19 protein-coding genes and 2 pseudogenes are annotated in these 15,620 nt (G+C 62.2%); 14 read left to right on the top strand and 7 right to left on the bottom strand.

Features of this window, described 5'->3' with window-relative positions; genetic code table 11:
• Positions 1-27: 27 nt before the first annotated feature.
• Positions 28-1,398 (bottom strand): adenylosuccinate lyase family protein, encoded by a 1,371-nt coding sequence (locus NCT32_RS23070; RefSeq protein ID WP_250490562.1) that lies wholly within the window; start codon positions 1,396-1,398, stop codon positions 28-30.
• 134 nt (positions 1,399-1,532) lie between these two features.
• Between NCT32_RS23070 and NCT32_RS23065 the strand changes: the two genes are divergently transcribed.
• Positions 1,533-2,264: a GntR family transcriptional regulator gene (locus NCT32_RS23065; protein ID WP_061117210.1), complete on the top strand. Its 732-nt coding sequence runs from the start codon at positions 1,533-1,535 to the stop codon at positions 2,262-2,264.
• Positions 2,265-2,315: 51 nt separating this feature from the next.
• Positions 2,316-2,672 (top strand): annotated as a pseudogene (locus NCT32_RS23060) (sigma-70 family RNA polymerase sigma factor); the annotation flags it as partial.
• Positions 2,673-2,901: 229 nt separating this feature from the next.
• Here NCT32_RS23060 and NCT32_RS37645 read toward each other — a convergent pair.
• A pseudogene (locus tag NCT32_RS37645) lies at positions 2,902-2,982 on the bottom strand (hypothetical protein); the annotation flags it as partial.
• A 477-nt stretch (positions 2,983-3,459) separates the two neighbouring features.
• Here NCT32_RS37645 and NCT32_RS23050 point away from each other — a divergent pair.
• A complete protein-coding gene (locus NCT32_RS23050) occupies positions 3,460-4,320 on the top strand; it encodes an NmrA family NAD(P)-binding protein (RefSeq protein WP_061117208.1) in 861 nt (286 codons plus the stop codon).
• 19 nt (positions 4,321-4,339) lie between these two features.
• Here the strand turns inward: NCT32_RS23050 and NCT32_RS23045 are convergent, their stop codons facing one another.
• From NCT32_RS23045 to NCT32_RS23030, 4 genes are all read right to left on the bottom strand, one after another.
• A complete protein-coding gene (locus NCT32_RS23045; protein ID WP_061117207.1) occupies positions 4,340-4,798 on the bottom strand; it encodes an MEKHLA domain-containing protein in 459 nt (152 codons plus the stop codon).
• Positions 4,799-4,910: 112 nt separating this feature from the next.
• Positions 4,911-5,069, bottom strand: a complete 159-nt coding sequence (locus NCT32_RS23040) for an SDR family oxidoreductase (protein ID WP_250477700.1) — start codon at positions 5,067-5,069, stop codon at positions 4,911-4,913.
• The gene (locus tag NCT32_RS23035) at positions 5,066-6,037 is read right to left on the bottom strand and encodes a zinc-binding alcohol dehydrogenase family protein (protein WP_061117206.1); all 972 of its coding nucleotides are present in this window, start codon (positions 6,035-6,037) and stop codon (positions 5,066-5,068) included. The genes NCT32_RS23040 and NCT32_RS23035 overlap by 4 nt, the downstream gene beginning before the upstream one ends.
• A gap of 43 nt (positions 6,038-6,080) precedes the next feature.
• Complete coding sequence (locus NCT32_RS23030; protein WP_061117205.1) at positions 6,081-6,935, bottom strand: alpha/beta fold hydrolase; 855 nt, start codon at positions 6,933-6,935, stop codon at positions 6,081-6,083.
• 141 nt (positions 6,936-7,076) lie between these two features.
• On the opposite strand from NCT32_RS23030, the gene NCT32_RS23025 reads away from it, so the two are divergent.
• The 8 genes from NCT32_RS23025 (at position 7,077) to NCT32_RS22990 (ending at position 12,106) form a co-directional block, all read left to right on the top strand.
• Positions 7,077-7,721 carry a CGNR zinc finger domain-containing protein gene (locus NCT32_RS23025; protein ID WP_061117204.1) on the top strand — a complete coding sequence of 215 codons (645 nt, stop codon included), beginning with the start codon at positions 7,077-7,079 and terminating at the stop codon, positions 7,719-7,721.
• A 112-nt stretch (positions 7,722-7,833) separates the two neighbouring features.
• Entirely contained in the window at positions 7,834-8,169 is a 336-nt protein-coding gene (locus NCT32_RS23020) for a hypothetical protein (protein ID WP_061117203.1), read from the top strand.
• Between the two features lie 125 nt (positions 8,170-8,294).
• Positions 8,295-8,807 carry a ProQ/FinO family protein gene (locus tag NCT32_RS23015; RefSeq protein WP_061117202.1) on the top strand — a complete coding sequence of 171 codons (513 nt, stop codon included), beginning with the start codon at positions 8,295-8,297 and terminating at the stop codon, positions 8,805-8,807.
• Between the two features lie 283 nt (positions 8,808-9,090).
• Positions 9,091-9,708 (top strand): hypothetical protein, encoded by a 618-nt coding sequence (locus tag NCT32_RS23010; protein WP_061117201.1) that lies wholly within the window; start codon positions 9,091-9,093, stop codon positions 9,706-9,708.
• Between the two features lie 97 nt (positions 9,709-9,805).
• Positions 9,806-10,057, top strand: coding sequence for a hypothetical protein (locus tag NCT32_RS23005; protein WP_086960869.1), 252 nt, complete (start codon positions 9,806-9,808; stop codon positions 10,055-10,057).
• Positions 10,058-10,148: 91 nt separating this feature from the next.
• A complete protein-coding gene (locus NCT32_RS23000; protein ID WP_061117199.1) occupies positions 10,149-11,009 on the top strand; it encodes an oxidoreductase in 861 nt (286 codons plus the stop codon).
• A gap of 2 nt (positions 11,010-11,011) precedes the next feature.
• Entirely contained in the window at positions 11,012-11,575 is a 564-nt protein-coding gene (locus NCT32_RS22995) for a M48 family metalloprotease (protein WP_250477698.1), read from the top strand.
• Positions 11,576-11,605: 30 nt separating this feature from the next.
• Positions 11,606-12,106 (top strand): PAS domain-containing protein, encoded by a 501-nt coding sequence (locus NCT32_RS22990; protein ID WP_061117197.1) that lies wholly within the window; start codon positions 11,606-11,608, stop codon positions 12,104-12,106.
• Positions 12,107-12,182: 76 nt separating this feature from the next.
• On the opposite strand, the gene NCT32_RS22985 is transcribed toward NCT32_RS22990, so the two are convergent.
• The gene (locus tag NCT32_RS22985) at positions 12,183-12,359 is read right to left on the bottom strand and encodes a hypothetical protein (RefSeq protein WP_250477697.1); all 177 of its coding nucleotides are present in this window, start codon (positions 12,357-12,359) and stop codon (positions 12,183-12,185) included.
• Between the two features lie 362 nt (positions 12,360-12,721).
• Here NCT32_RS22985 and NCT32_RS22980 point away from each other — a divergent pair, with 362 nt between their 5' ends.
• Genes NCT32_RS22980 through NCT32_RS22970 form a run of 3 tightly spaced genes read left to right on the top strand, consistent with a single transcriptional unit; the run spans position 12,722 to position 15,596 of the window.
• Positions 12,722-13,501 carry an acetoacetate decarboxylase gene (locus NCT32_RS22980; RefSeq protein ID WP_311394676.1) on the top strand — a complete coding sequence of 260 codons (780 nt, stop codon included), beginning with the start codon at positions 12,722-12,724 and terminating at the stop codon, positions 13,499-13,501.
• A 25-nt stretch (positions 13,502-13,526) separates the two neighbouring features.
• The gene (locus NCT32_RS22975) at positions 13,527-14,309 is read left to right on the top strand and encodes a 3-hydroxybutyrate dehydrogenase (RefSeq protein WP_061117196.1); all 783 of its coding nucleotides are present in this window, start codon (positions 13,527-13,529) and stop codon (positions 14,307-14,309) included.
• Positions 14,310-14,318: 9 nt separating this feature from the next.
• Entirely contained in the window at positions 14,319-15,596 is a 1,278-nt protein-coding gene (locus tag NCT32_RS22970) for a patatin-like phospholipase family protein (RefSeq protein ID WP_061117195.1), read from the top strand.
• Positions 15,597-15,620 lie beyond the last annotated feature (24 nt).

The following is a 15,620-nucleotide window of genomic DNA, read 5'->3' as shown; positions in this document are numbered from 1 at the left end:
CGCATGCTCCTCCATGACCTTCGGTAATCAGATGTCTCTCGACAGCGCAATGGCCCGATCCACCATTTGCGGCGCGAGACCGAGATAGTTCGCGGGATCGGTCATGCGATCGATCGCGGCGCGGTCGAAGTGCTTCGTCACCTCGGGCAATGCAGCGAGCGCTTCCGCGAGCGTGCCGCCTCGTTCGTTCACCGTGCGGCATGCGTCGTACACGATGTCGTGCGCCTGCTGGCGTCCCGTGTAAGGCGCCATGCCCATCATCACCGCTTCCGCCACGATCAGGCCGCGGCTGATGCCGAGGTTATGCTTCATGCGCGCTTCATCGACGATCAGGCCGCCTAGCGCGAACTTCGCCTGATGCAACGCGCCCGACGTGAGAATGAAGCTCTCGGGAATCGCGATCCATTCCGCATGCCACGGCCCGGTGGCGCGCTCGAAGTCCTGGATCATCGCGTCGACCATGAGCCCTGCGTGTTGTCGCACCGCTTTCGCCGCGGCAAGCATGAGTTCGCTCGAAATCGGATTACGCTTTTGCGGCATGGTGCTGCTCGCGCCGCGTCCCTTGACGAAGGGCTCGTACACTTCCCCGAATTCCGTCGACGCCATGATCATGATGTCCATCGCGATCTTGCCGAGCGATCCGGTGACGAGCGCGAGCAGGTTGACGGCCTCGGCGAATCCATCGCGCGCGACATGCCAGGTCGTCGCGGGCACGCCGAGCTTCAGCTCATCGGCGAGCGCCTTCTGCACCGCGAAGCCGTTGTCTGGGAGCGATGCCAGCGTGCCCGCCGCGCCCGCGAATTGGACGACGGCCACGCGCTGACGCATCTGCGCGACGCGTTCCTGATGTCGATCGAACATTGCGAGCCAGATCGCGACCTTGTAGCCGAACGTGACGGGCAGCGCCTGCTGCAAATGCGTGCGGCCGGCCATCGGCGTATCGCGATACTTCTTCGCGAGGTCCGCGAGAATCGCGCGCAATTCGCGAATGTCGCCCTCGATGGATTCGAGCGCATCGCGCACTTGCAGCGCGACAGCGGTATCCATGATGTCCTGCGTCGTCGCGCCCCAATGAACATAACGTCCGGCGTCGCCGCACATGGCGACCATCTGATGCACGAGCGGCAGGATCGGATAGCCGACGATGTCCGTCTCCTCGCGCATGTGATCGAAGTCGATGCGCTCGATCGTCGATTCGCGCGCAATCACTTCGGCGGCCTCCGCCGGGATCACGCCCGTGCGCGCCTCGGCCTTTGCGAGCGCCACTTCGACGTCGATATAACGCTGCACCAGCGCGTGATCCGAGAACAGCGCACGCATCTTCGCGGTGCCGAAGGCGTCGCGAAACAGCACGGAATCGAACACGGTGCTGGCGAGGGGAGAAACGGAAATTGTCATCGTGACCTCATGTTCAAACGAAATAAACGGGGCAGGACATGTAATATGTCCGGACATATTGCAGATTAATATGTTCGAACATATCGATCAAGCTATGATTTACCCTGACCACCCGAAAACATCGCCATCACAGCATGAACAGACCGCATTTCGCCGATATCGCGCGCGAGCTGACCGAAGGAATCACGTCGGGCCGCTTTCCCGTGGGCTCCTATCTGCCGACCGAGCTGGAACTTCGCGACCACTATCAGACGAGCCGGCATACGGTGCGCGCCGCGTTGCACGAGCTGCAGCAACTGGGCCTCGTGTCGCGGCGCAAGAATGCGGGCACGCGTGTCGAGTCGATGCAGCCGCGCAATGACTTCCGCCCGTCACTCGCGTCCGTCGACGATCTGGTGCAGTTCGGCTCGGAGCACTTGCGTCTCGTGCAATCGACGCAGCACATCGAGGCATCGGCACGGCTCGCAAAGACTTTGCGCTGCGCGCAGGGCACGCCGTGGCTGCGGGTGTCGAGCTTGCGTATCGACGGCGACAAGGACAGCTCGCCCCTCGGATGGACGGACGTGTATATCGATCCGGCATACGAGGATGTGGCCGAAGCCGCGAAGCAGAATCCGGACACGCTCATCAGCTCGCTGATCGAAGCGCGCTATGGGCGCTGCATCGACGAGATTCAGCAGGACGTGCGCGCCATCAACGTGCCGGCGGAAATGGCGCGGCGCCTGCGCGTGGAGGCGGGAACGGCTGCCCTCGAAATCGTGCGCCGCTATCTCGATGCGAGCGGCGCGACGTTCGAAGTGTCGGTGACGGTGCACCCGGCGGAGCGCTTTTCCGTGTCGATGCGGCTCAAGCGCTCGCAAGGCTGAACGCATCGTCCGGAAGCCGGGAACGCGGGTTTCCGACGTGACATCCAAGCGGAACAGGTCGAAGCGACGACTACGCACGATGACCCCGCGCCCGATGACGCACTCGCGCGTTCCCAAGTTCGGGCGCTGCTCGAACGCAAGCTCGACGAATTGCCGGAGCTATTTCGCATCGTGTTCGTGTTGCGTTCGATCGAGGAGATGAGCGTCGAGGAGACCGCGCAGTGGCTGAACATTCCCGAGGCGACGGTGCGCAGCCGGCATTTTCGCGCGCGCAGCATGTTGCGTGAAGCGCTGGCGCAGGCATTCGATCTCGCCGAACGCGACGTGTTCGACTTCGGCGGCGCGCAGTGCGATCGAATCGTCGCGAGCGTACTATCGGCTTGTCGTAGTGAATGCGATGCGCGTTGAAGGTCAGCGCCGAATAGCGCAGCAGCAGCGCTTCGTCGGGCACGATGTCGCGCTGCCATCGCGCGTCGCGGGGCGCGGCGGTCGGGGCCGGTGCAGGCGCGCCGGGCGCGGCCGGCTCGCGATACACGATGTCGTGCTCTTCTTCGATCGCGGTGACATCGCCACAGCAAATGCGATGGCCGACCGTCACGAAACCGAGCTTGCCCGTGCGGCCTTGCTTTTCGCTGACATCGAAGATGCTCGATTCGCGCGTGATGCGTTCACCGACGATCACCGGCGCGGGAAAGCGCAAACGCCCGCCGGCCCACATGCGGCGCGGCAGGCCGAGTTCCGGCAGGAAGCTGCCTTTCCTTGGATGCCCGTCCTCGGCGATGAGCGATTGCCTCACGATCGGCCTGAAGAAAATCCAGTGCCACAAGGGCGCAAGCGCGTCGCCTTCGTTCGGCGCGGCATCGTAATCGAGCGTGGTGGCGAGCGCCGCGACGGAGGTGGGCGCGACGATATCGGCGGCGCTTTCCGTTTTCATGGTGTCGTCTCCGTTGCTGGAGCCGGCCAGCGGATCCTGGTGGATAGGCAGACTTTAAGGAAATGTTTCGCTGAGTGGCAATACCCGTTTCATGTGCCGGGCAGAGGATCAACCTGTTCACGCTTGCCCGCGAGCGGACCGCGGCACGATCCATAACGCCGAGGCATCGATCCGATAACCTGCAAGTCATTTTTCGCGGGAAGTCCGCCCGCTAACATGCAATCCATCTTATCCATATGAATTGCACAAAGGAATCGGACCATGTACGTCATCACCGGAATCACAGGACAAGTCGGCGGGGCGCTCGCACACGCGCTGCTGGAAGCGGGCAAGCCCGTTCGCGCTGTCGTACGCGATGAGAAGAAGGGCGCGGTCTGGTCGGCGCGCGGTTGCGAGCTTGCCCTCGCCACCATGACCGACGCCGATGCGCTCGCGCAAGCCTTCGAAGGCGCCGAAGCCGCGTTCATTCTCCCGCCGCCGGAATTCGATCCCGCGCCTGGCTTTCCGGAAGCACGGGAAGTCATCGATACGATCGTCGCGGCTGTGGCGCGTGCGAAGCCGCGCAAGATCGTATGTCTGTCGACGATTGGCGCGCAGGCCACGCAGACCAATCTGCTGACGCAGCGCACGCTGCTCGAAGAGGCGCTCAGCAAGCAGCCGATACCCGTCACGTTTTTGCGTCCGGGCTGGTTCATGGAGAATTGCGGGTGGGATATCGACTCGGCGCGTAACGAAGGCATCGTGCATTCATTTCTGCAACCGCTCGATCGCGCGATTCCGATGATCGCCACCGACGATATCGGCGAACTCGCGGCGAAGCTCATGCAGGAGCAATGGGCGGGCGTGCGGATCGTCGAACTGGAAGGGCCGCGGCGCACGAGTCCGGATGACATTGCCGCCGCATTCGCGCAAGTGCTCGGCAAGCCGGTGCGCGCACAGGCGGTCCCGCGCGAAACGTGGGAAGCACTGTTCGTGGGCCAGGGCATGAAGTACCCGATGCCGCGCATTCAAATGCTCGACGGTTTCAATCAAGGCTGGATCGACTTCGAAGGTCACCGGGAAGCGATCGTCAAGGGCAAGACGCAACTCGTCGACGTGATTCGCAAGCTTGTCGCGCGTTGATTGAAACGCGTGTCATGCTTCAGCCGATGTCGCTGACATGCGGAATCAGCGCCGCTTGTCCGCGATACACGCCGTCCCGATCGAACAATTGCCACACGGTCGCGCGTTCGATCCAGAAGCGTTTGCCGGATTTCGTGACGCGAACGCCGCGATAGCCGTCGACATAGCCATCGCGCGTTACCTGTTCCAGAAACGCCTGACGTTCGCTGCGCTCGGGCGCCTCGGCCGACAGGCGCGACGGCAACGCAGTCAACTCGTTCCAGGTATAGCCGAACAGGCGTTGCGCGCGCAAGTTGCCGTAGACGAAGACCGGATCGGGCCGGGTGTCGTGCGCGAGGATGCCGAACGGTGCGTCCTCGTAAAGCCAGCGCGCGGCTTCGGCGGGCGTCAGGTCTTTATCGGGAACGAGCGGCTTGCGCAAGAGGCGCGCATAGCTTTCGCAAAGGAGCGTGACGAAGTCGGGATCGGTTGGCTGCATCGTGCGGAGTGCCTCGAATGAGCGGAAAAATAGCACCTTACTCGTTCGCTCGCGTTTGCGCACGTTCGAGGTTCGCACGGGGTTCATGGACTCTGGGTTGGCCGATCGCCGCTCATATCGACTTGACTTCGCCGCCGTCCATTCTCAGCGTGCTGCCCGTCATCCATTTTGCGGCGTGCGACACGAGGAACGCCATCAACTCCGCGATCTCTTCCGGCGTGCCGTAATGCGCGATACCCGTTTCGACTGGAAAACGCGCGATTGTTTTCAATGAACGACGACCATCTTGCCGTTGGCTTCATTCGCTTCCATCACGCGATGCGCTTCGTGAATCTCGTCGAACGAAAAGACGCGTGACGGCTTCGCGTTGAAACGTCCCGCGGCAACGTCTGCGGCGATGGCTTGCAGCGGTACATCGGACAGCGGAAAGCCGGGCGTGCCGAACACGAAGCTGCCGAAGAAAGTCAGATGCACACCGCTCGACATCTGCAGCAGCGGATTGAAATCCGCAATCGGCGCAAGGCCGCCGAGCCAGCCCGCGAGACACGCGCGTCCGCCGCGACGCAGCATCGCGAGCGAGTCGAGGATCGTGCTGTTGCCGACGAGATCGAGCACCGCATCGATTTCTTTCGCTTCCGTAATGCGCTTGCTCAACGCAGGCCCTTCGAGTTCGACACGCGACACGCCCAACGCTTCGAGCTTCGCGATGCGATCGCGATTGCGCGTCGTCGCGATGACCTTCGCGCCCGCATTCACCGCGAGATTCACTGCGGCCTGCCCGAACGATGATGTGGCGCCGCGGATAAGCACGGTTTGCCCTGCCTCGATCTCGAGATTGCGAAAGAGACACGTCCACGCCGTCGCATAGGTTTCGGGAATGGCGGCCAGTTCGGCCCAAGGCAGATCGGATTCGATCAGCGCCACGTTCGAAACCGGGGCGCGCGTGAATTGCGCATAACTTCCGTTGATCGTGCGCCCGAGGCCGCCCATCAACGCGGCCACTTTCGCGCCGACGGGAAACTCGCCGCCCGGACACGACTTCACGATGCCCACGCATTCGATGCCGCTCACTCTCGCAGCTTCGGCCCATTCGCCGCGCCGCATGTGCATCTCGGCGTGATTGATGCCGAATGCCTTGATCTCGATGACGACATGTCCGTCCAGCGGTTCCGGATCCGGAATCTCGGCATACACGAGGCTGTCGATTCCGCCGAACTTGTCGAGCACGATTGCACGCATGATCTTTCTCCTGTAACGGATGAGCGCGGTGAAGGTCCGCGTTTTAGTGAGCGAGGAATTCGGTGATGGCTGCCGCGATCTGCGCCGCGTGCGTTTCGAGTGCGAAGTGGCCTGTATCGAAGAAGCGCACGTCCGCATGCGGGATATCGCGCCTGAATGCTTCCGCGCCCGGCGGCAGGAAAAACGGATCGTTCTTGCCCCACACCGCCAGCAACTTCGGCTGATGCTCGCGGAAATAGGCCTGAAACGCGGGGTATAGCGCGACGTTGTTGCGGTAGTCGCCGAAGAGATCGAGTTGTACTTCATGCGCGCCAGGGCGGCTCATGTAGTAGTCGTCGAGCGCGTAGCCATCCGGTGAAATCGTGGAGAGGTCGGGCACGCCGTGCGTGTATTGCCACTTCGTCGTCTCCTTCGTGAGCAGCGCGCGCAGCGCATCGCGGTTCGCTTGCGTGGGCGCTTGCCAGTACGCGCGAATCGGATTCCAGCCGTCGCTCAATCCTTCTTCATAGGCGTTGCCATTTTGCGAAACGATCCCCGTGATGCGCTCTGGATGCCTGAGCGCAAGACGAAAGCCGGTCGGCGCGCCGTAATCGAAGACATATACCGCATAGCGATCGAAGCCGATCACTTCGGTAAAGCGATCGATCACGTTCGCGATGTTATCGAACGTGTACGAGAACGCGTCGCGGCTCGGCATATCGGACAGGCCGAAACCCGGAAGATCGGGCGCAACGATATGAAAGCGCTCGGAGAGCAGCGGAATGAGATCGCGAAACATGTGGCTCGAACTGGGAAAGCCATGCAGCAAGAGCAGTTTGGGGCCGTCTGCCGGACCGGCTTCGCGATAGAACACGTTGAAACCGTCGACGTCGATATGACGATGCGCAATGGTGGACATGAGCGTTTCTCCGCAGGGTCAGGAAAAGTTGTGTAACCGTTAAAAGCCTGTGAAGAAGGTTACGGATGAACGCCGTAACTTGTCAAGAGTATTTTTAGTGGTTACGATGGGGGCATCCTAGAAACACGTCTGAATTGCAAAATGGACTACCGCCCCATCCCGGCGATTTTTGTGGCCGACGCGCCCGGCCTCCATTTCCTCAACTCGATCGCGACGCCGGTCGATGAGCCCGTCGACTGGATCGGCGATGGCGAAGGCTTGCTGTCATGGCTTGAACAGGCGGAACTGGTGCCCGCCGACGTGCTGGCGCAAATGCGTTCGCAAATCGCGCCTGCCGAGCTGGACGAGGTCGCAGCAAAGGCGCGCGGACTGCGCGAATGGTTTCGTGCGTTCGTGCGAAAGAGGAAAGGGCGGCCGTTATCGGCGAAGGATCTGGCCGAACTCGAGCCGCTAAACAGCGTGTTGCAGCGCGACGAGCAACATGCGGTGATCGTCGCCGATGCGAATGCTGCAAGCGGTCTCGCGTTCAGCATGCAGCGACGTTGGCCGAACGCCGAATCGCTGTTGATGCCGGTGGTCGAAGCGCTTGCGAAACTCGTCTGCGAAGAGGACTTTACTTACGTGAAGGCGTGCGAAGGCCCGAAATGCACGCTGCTTTTCGCGGATCACACGCGCGGGCATGCGCGGCGCTGGTGCAGCATGGCCATCTGCGGGAATCGGGCAAAGGTTGCCGCGCATCGGGCACGGCTCAAGGAGAGTGAAGGGCCGTCGCGGGCATCCAATTGATCGATGCGCGGACGAACGTTCATGCGGGGATTCGGCTCGCCAGACCAGTCGCACGAACTTTCAGATTTAACTTCGCGGCGGCTTGGGTATATGTTTGATAGGTGCGCGTTTCATGCGCACCTGGTTCACCTGGCGGCTGTATCGTCAGGCAGCGGCAAGTCTTTCGTTGAAGGAGAAAGTCATGAAGACCTTCCTCGTTACGACCACGCTCGTGGCCGCCTTTTCAATCGGAACTCTGACTCAGGCACAAGAACCCACCGACACATTGCAGTCCATTCCCGCACCCCGCCAGCAAGACGTCCAAAGCACACCAATTTCCGGCGACACCGCATACGGCGGCGTGGCGATGGGCCAGAGCGCGAGCGGGCGAACATCGAACTGGACTGGCGCCATGTCGAACAACTGCGCGCCGCGACCATTCTGCAACGTCTATTCGGGCGGCCAGTAAGCGCGATGTCGGCAGGGCGGTCTTTTCGGGGCCAGATGCTTGTCCGATGAGGCCGCCGCCGGCGGCCACGAGGTCGTCACCGGAGGCTGTTAAAATCCGGGTACGTTTTCTACAGGCACGATGTGATGGGCTTCGAACAACTCGCCGGACTGAAAGAGCAACTCGCAAAACAGGCTGCAAGCAATGCAGCGAAGAAGAAGGCGCCGCGCGCGCGGCGTCCCGCGCCGCCGGCTGCGTCGAAGCCGGCCGATCCCGCTAAGTCCGCGAAATCCGGGACTCCATCGAAACCGGTGGACCCTGTCGTGCATACGATCGGAAAGCTGCAGAAGCGGTTTCCGCTCGCGTTTCCGAAGAATCCTGCGCCGAAGGTTCCGCTGAAGGTCGGCATTTTCGAGGATCTGATGACGCACGCGGAGGAGCTCGGGCTCAACGAGAAGGAACTGCGTAGCGCGATCAAGGTCTGGTGCCGCGGCAATCGCTATTGGACCTGCCTCGTGCAGGGCGCGCCCCGAATCGATCTCACGGGCGGCGCGGCCGGCGAAGTTTCGGCGGCGGATGCGGAACGCGCCGTGTACCTGGAAACGAATCGCCTCGCGCGATCGGCTCCTGCGCCGAAGACCGAGGAAGCGGCCAAGTAACGCGACGCGCCGCGCGCGGTCCGACCCGCGCGCGTCATTGCCCCTTTTCCTTTCGTACGCTTCGATTTCAGATCGAACGCATCGCATGTCTTCTGTATTCGCGTGACTCCGCCTTGTGTCGGAGGCGGTTTGGCGTGGCTGAAATTGATTCGGTATCCAAAATATATAGAACGATTCGCGTTGGCCAGCTTTGTCCCTTCTCGCAACTAACTGTCAATGACGCAAACCGACTTCGAATCAGGCCCGGTGATTGCATACAGGGAGGAAACGCAAAGGAGACGCCATGTCCGAAAGTCGCCATCCAGACGCCTGCAGAGTGGGCGTCGCCTTCATCGAAGCGCAACTGACGACGCTCTACGCTTACGCGAGCCTCTTTTCCGACTGGATCGAGCGCGGTGCGCCGCCGCCGGACTTCGCGAAGGCACAGCCCTTACTTGCGCGCAAACGTTCGCATCCTGAAGCGCATACGCATAGCGAAGACGGCACGCCGACCAAAAGCCCGCAGCCGCAAGACGCGCTGTCGTGGCCATCGTTCGACACGGCTGAAAAGCGCATCGCTTTTGCGCTGCTCGTCCCGTGCACGAATGCAATTCTTGCGGTCGCCGAGTACTTCGATCTTCACCGGTTATCCGCGTCGCGCGCGCCCGAAGTGCAATTTCTCATGCGTCTGCGTGATGCCGCTGTGAACGGCAATACGTTCAGCCTCGCTGCCGACGAATACAGACCACACGCCGCGTACGCCGGGCTGATTGTCGATAACACGCTGGACGGCACGCTGCTCTTCAGCGATGGTGTCAGGCCCGGCTTCGTCGAATTTGGCGATACGGTCGGCTTGCTTCGCTATCTGACGAAGCTATTGAAGAGCATGCAATCCGTGATCAGTTCGGGCGATGCCGGATAACGCTGCAGAAACGCGTCAACGCGGCGCGCTCGTGAAAGCGCACTGCAAGGCGCGCGGTTTGCTGAGGTCATCGGTGACATCATCCTGTCATACGAAAATGGACCAATCACTGAAGTGCCTTCGGGAACGAATCGCGAAACAGATTGCCGCGCGTGAGGCGGCGCTTGCGTCGCTGCGCGAAAACGCACAAGCCGCGCCCACGAAACACGATCGTGAGCGGATTCTTTTGACGCTCGCCGTGCTCGACGAGGAGCTCGCCGGCTGGAAGCAGATCGCTGCCCGCATCGAGCAGACGGTTCTGTTCGAGCCGCGCAATCATCGGGCGATTCGCATGCCCGCGCTGCGATAGGCCCGCATATTCGTTTCGATCCCTGCGACACACGCGTCGCGCATTCCGGTCAGAATGAGCGGTGTGCGCGCGTTTTTCATGGAGTAGCGCAATGTCCGCTTCCAACGGCAATAACGACACCCCCGTCTGGTTCATCACCGGCTGCTCGACCGGCTTCGGCCGCGAACTGGCCGGCGCCGTGATCGACAAGGGCTGGCGCGCCGTCGTCGCCGCCCGCGATCCGGCGAGCGTCGCCGATATCGTCGAACGCGCCCAGGGCCGCGCAATCGCGGTGCCGCTTGACGTCACGCACACCGACCAGATCAAGTCTGCAATCGACGATGCCTACGCAGCATTCGGCCATATCGACGTGCTCGTGAACAACGCGGGCTTCGGCTATCTCTCGGCAGTCGAAGAGGGCGAAGACGAAGAAGTGCGCGCGATGTTCGAAGTGAATTTCTTCGGCGCCGCCGCGATGATCAAGGCCGTGCTGCCGCGCATGCGCGAGCGACGCTCCGGGCATGTCGTCAACATCACGTCGGTGGGCGGGCTCGTCGGCAATCCGGGCAGCGGCTATTACGCGGCGACCAAGTTCGCACTCGAGGGCCTGGGCGAAGCGCTCGCCCGCGAGACCGAAGGGCTCGGCATCAAGGTCACGGCGGTCGAGCCCGGCCCGTTCCGCACGGACTGGGCAGGCCGGTCGCTGAAACAGACGCGCGGGCCGATCGACGATTACGCACAGACCTCGGGTAGCCGGCGCGCGGCCATCGCGGAGCGCAGCGGCAAGCAGCCGGGCGATCCGGCGCGCGCCGCGCAGGTCATCATCGAAGCGGTCACGTCGTCCGAGCCGCCGGGGCATCTCGTGCTGGGCGGCCCCGGGCTCGAGCTCGTGCGCGCCAAATTGGCGAAGCTGACCGCCGAGATCGATGCGTGGCAGGCGCGCAGCGAGTGGACCGATCATCCGGGGCAATGATCATGAAGCGGCTTCGCGTGGAAGAACAGCATATCCTCGCGCTCGTTGCCGCCGATGCCGCCGCGCTGCACGTTACGCCGCCGCATGTGCGCTTCGTCACGGGCTGCGCCGGGCCCTGCTACGAAGCCTTGTTCAATCGCATTGATGTGGATCGCGCCACGCTGACGTTACCGGAGCCCTTGCTTCAGATCATCGTCGCGCACGAAGTCGGGCACGCGACGCAACGCAAAACGATCTTGCTCGATTTTGCATGGACCGTGCTTTCGGTGACGGCGCTCTTGTCGATACCCTGCATCGTTTTCGCGATCTCATCCGATGAAGATGTGTGGCGCGTGAGCCTCCCCGGACTCGCCTTCGTCGCGGCGTTCTTCGCGTGCGCGAAAATCTGGCGCGCGCGCGGCGCAAAACGCTCCGCCGCCTTCGAGCTCGATGCGGACGCGAAAGCGGCATCGCTTTGTGGCACGGCATCTGTGCTGGCGGCGCTCGAAGCGATGGCAACGCGCGGCCATATCGACGCGGCGCGCCTCGATGCAATGCGCGCACGTCTCGTCTCGAGCGGGCAATAGTTTCCGCGCGCGTGCGTCCATCAGACGCAATTGTTTGAAGTCGGGCTCGTGCCGCGCCAGGCCGCGGATCTCGTCGAACGCGCCGTGAGGGAGGAAGCGCTGCGTGTGAGCGAATCGCGCTTCAGGGCGCTGGTCGCATCCGGGTCGTATGCGGTGTATCGCATGAGCGCCGACTGGACCCGCATGCGCGCGCTCGACGGTCGCGGCTTTCTCGCGGACACCTTGTCCGAGAACGCGGAATGGCTCGGTACTTACGGTCGTCCCGAGCATCAGCCCGTGCTGCGCGCGATCGAAGCGGCGCTCGCATCGCGGAGCCTGTTCGAGCCGGAGCATCGCGTGGTGCGCGCGCATGGCTCGCTGGGCTGGATCTTGTCGCGCGCCGTGCCGATTTGCGCTAACGACGGGCAACTCGCCGAATGGCGAGCATCACATCGCGGTGGATCGCTTGCGCAACATCTCGTGAAGCCCATCGATGTCGATGTGCCCGAACGCGTGCTGAGTCTCGCGGCGCACCGTATCCAGGCAAGCTGATATCGCGCCGGACGGCGCCAGAAGAAAATGTACGGGCGTCCATAACGGACGCCCGTGCGTGTGTGAGCAGTGCCGCTTATTGCGATTGCGAGGCGGGCGGCGTCGACTTCTTGTGATGATGCTTCTGGCCTTTCTTGTGATACGCGGGCCGCGGCTTGTTGTCGGGGTACTCTGCGGCCGCGAATGACAGCGTCGGCGCCGCGAATGCCGTCAGCACCAAAAGCACGAGGGATTTTTTCAAGGACGTTTTCATCGGAGACTCGCTTGGAGGAGATGGCCTTCGAAAAGGCAAAGCAACGCGTGGGCCGTTGCTTCGCACCGCAAGAAACAAAAGACTCGATATTCCGCTTCAACCTGGGGTACACCGGCCGATCACGCTCATGCGTGTGTGAGCCGGGCGGCAACGTCACGCTCGTTCCGTGTCTGCGCCGCTGAGGCAACAGTATATTGCACAAAAAACTGCAATTCATCAGCGGGCGTGCATAAGACTTTGACGCAGCGGGATATTTGCCGGTTGCAGTGCGCCGGCATGCGTGCGTTCGCTGCCTGCCGTCTGCGACAAATGTCATTGACTGCATCTACTATCGTGCCTGTTCTCAACTTAGGGGCGACCCAGTGAAACAAGATGACATCCGCAGGAATGCGTTCGCCATGCCGGTGCACAATCCTGCTTATCCGCGCCCGCCGTTCCGCTTTCTCAATCGCGAGTACTTCATCATCTCCTATGAGACCGATCTCGATGCGTTGCGCGCCGTGGTCCCCGAGCCGCTCGAAGTCGACAACGGTCTCGTGCACTACGAGTTCATTCGCATGCCGGATTCATCCGGCTTCGGCGATTACACCGAAAGTGGCCAGGTGATCTCCGTCATCGATCCGGATGGCCGGAAGGGCAGCTACACGCACGCGATGTATCTCGACGACGAAGGGCCGATTGCGGGCGGCCGCGAGATCTGGGGCTTTCCGAAGAAGCTCGCATCGCCGCGTCTTTCAGTCGACGGCAAGGACACGCTGCTCGGCACGCTCGACTACGGCACGCAGCGGATCGCGACGGGCACGATGGGCTACAAGTATCGTCCGCTCGATCTCGAAGCCGAGCGCAAGAAGCTCGCCGATACGCCGAACTATTTGCTGAAGGTGCTGCCGCATGTCGATGGCACCGCGCGCGTGTGCGAACTGGTTCGCTTCTTTCTGCGCGACGTGAGCGTGCTCGGCGCATGGGAAGGCCCGGCCGCGCTGGAACTGCATGCGCATGCGCTCGCGCCCGTCGCGGATCTGCCGGTGCGCAAGGTGGTCGGCGCGCGGCATGTCATCGCGAATCTCACGCTCGATATCGGCGAAGTCGCCTATGACTATCTCGCGCCGCCGGATGAGCTCAGGCTCGCCGTCAATCAATAACTTCGAATCGTTAAGGAACAAGCACATGGCACTGCAAGGAAAAGTCGCGCTCGTCACGGGCGCAGCGAGCGGCATCGGCGAACAGACGGCGCGCAAGCTCGCGGCCGACGGCGCGGCGGTCGTCATCGCCGACCTGAACCTCGCGAATGCGCAGAAAGTTGCGGACAGCATCGTAGAGGCGGGCGGCAAGGCGATCGCCTTATCGATGGACGTGACGAGCGAAGACGCGGTGAACGCCGGCATCGAAGAGGCGGTGGCCAAGCTGGGCGGCATCGACGTGCTGGTGTCGAACGCGGGCATTCAGATCGTCGCGCCGATCGAAGAGTATGCGTATGCCGACTGGAAGAAGATGCTCGCGATCCATCTCGACGGCGCGTTCCTCACGACGAAAGCCGCGATCAAGCACATGTACGCATCGGGCAAGGGCGGCTCGATCATTTACATGGGATCGGTGCACTCGCATGAGGCATCGAAACTGAAGTCGGCTTATGTCACGGCGAAGCATGGTTTGCTGGGACTCGCGCGTGTCGTCGCGAAGGAAGGCGGATCGCGCGGCGTGCGCGCCAATGTGGTGTGCCCCGGTTTCGTGCGCACGCCGCTCGTCGAGAAGCAGATTCCCGAGCAGGCGAAGGCGCTCGGCATTTCGCAAGAAGAAGTCGTGAAGAACGTGATGCTGAAGGAAACGGTCGATGGCGAATTCACGACCGTCGCCGATGTCGCGAACACGGTCGCGTTCCTCGCGGGCTTCGAATCGAATGCGCTGACAGGGCAGTCGGTCGTGGTGAGCCACGGCTGGTTCATGCAATAAGGGGAATCCATGCGCCGCAGTCAACGCAACACACTCACGCAGGCGAACCACGTCGCGCTGCCGGATTACGATGACGTCTGCCTCGTGCTGCAAGGCGGCGGCGCGCTGGGCTCCTATCAGGCCGGCGTGTTCGAAGGGCTCGCGGAAGTCGGCGTCGATCCGACATGGACATCGGGCATTTCCATCGGCGCGCTGAATACTGCGATCATCGCGGGCAATGCGCCCGAAAACCGCGTGGCCGCGCTGCGCGGGTTCTGGAACACGATCTGCCAGCCTGCGGATCTGATCGGACATGTCGGCGCGTTCCTGCCTGCGGCGTTCGGCTTCGGCAATATCGGCCGCAAGTTTTCGAGCATGTGGGCGGCGGCGCGCGCGCTGACCGAAGGACAGAGGGGCTTCTTTTCGCCGCGCGTGCATGTGCCCGATCTCGGACCGGTCACGAAGAGCAAGCGCCCGAGCGACGTGAGTTACTACGATACGTCCGCGTTACGCTCGACGCTGCTGCAGTTCGCCGATTTCGACCGCATCAACGATGGCGCCATGCGTGTGTCGGTGGGCGCGGTCAATGTGCGCACGGGCAACCTCGTCTACTTCGACAATACGAAGATGCGTCTCGCGCCTGAGCACTTCATGGCGTCGGGCGCGTTGCCGCCGGGCTTTCCTGCTGTCGAGATCGAGGGCGAGTTCTATTGGGACGGCGGTCTCGTGTCGAACACCCCGCTGACGGAGATCATTCGCGAAAGCCAGCACAAGGACACGCTCGTGTTCCAGGTGGATCTGTGGAGCGCGCGCGGCACGCTGCCGGGCGATTTTCTCGACGTGAGCGAACGCACGAAGGACATTCAGTATTCGAGCCGAACACGCGCGATCACCGATTTCGTTTCGCATAATCAAAAGCATGCGCGGCTTATCAAGGAACTGCTGGAGCACGTTCCCGAGAAGACGCGGCGCTCGCATCCGCTGTTGCGCGAGGCGCAGAAAATCGCGGATGGCGGCGCGGTGAACGTCGTGCATCTCATCTACAAGAACAAGTTCTTCGAAGGGCACTACAAGGACTACGAGTTCAGCAACGACACGATGGACGAGCACTGGGCAAGCGGGCTGGAAGATATTCGTCGATCGTTCGGGCATCCGGAGTGGTTCGAAGTGCCGAGTCATGATCTGGGCTTCGTGACGCACGATGTGCATCGGTATGAGCCCGCGCCGCAAGCGACGGCCGAGGTGCCTAAGGCAGTGTCGAAGAAGTTGGTCGATGTGGATGAGGTGGATGAGGTGGAAGGGGTTTGAAGCCCACGCGGGATTCCATTACCC

The sequence above is a fragment of the Caballeronia sp. INML2 genome, from assembly GCF_023631365.1.
Classification (GTDB): Bacteria; Pseudomonadota; Gammaproteobacteria; order Burkholderiales; family Burkholderiaceae; genus Caballeronia; species Caballeronia turbans.
This window is presented reverse-complemented; position numbering and strand designations above follow the sequence as displayed.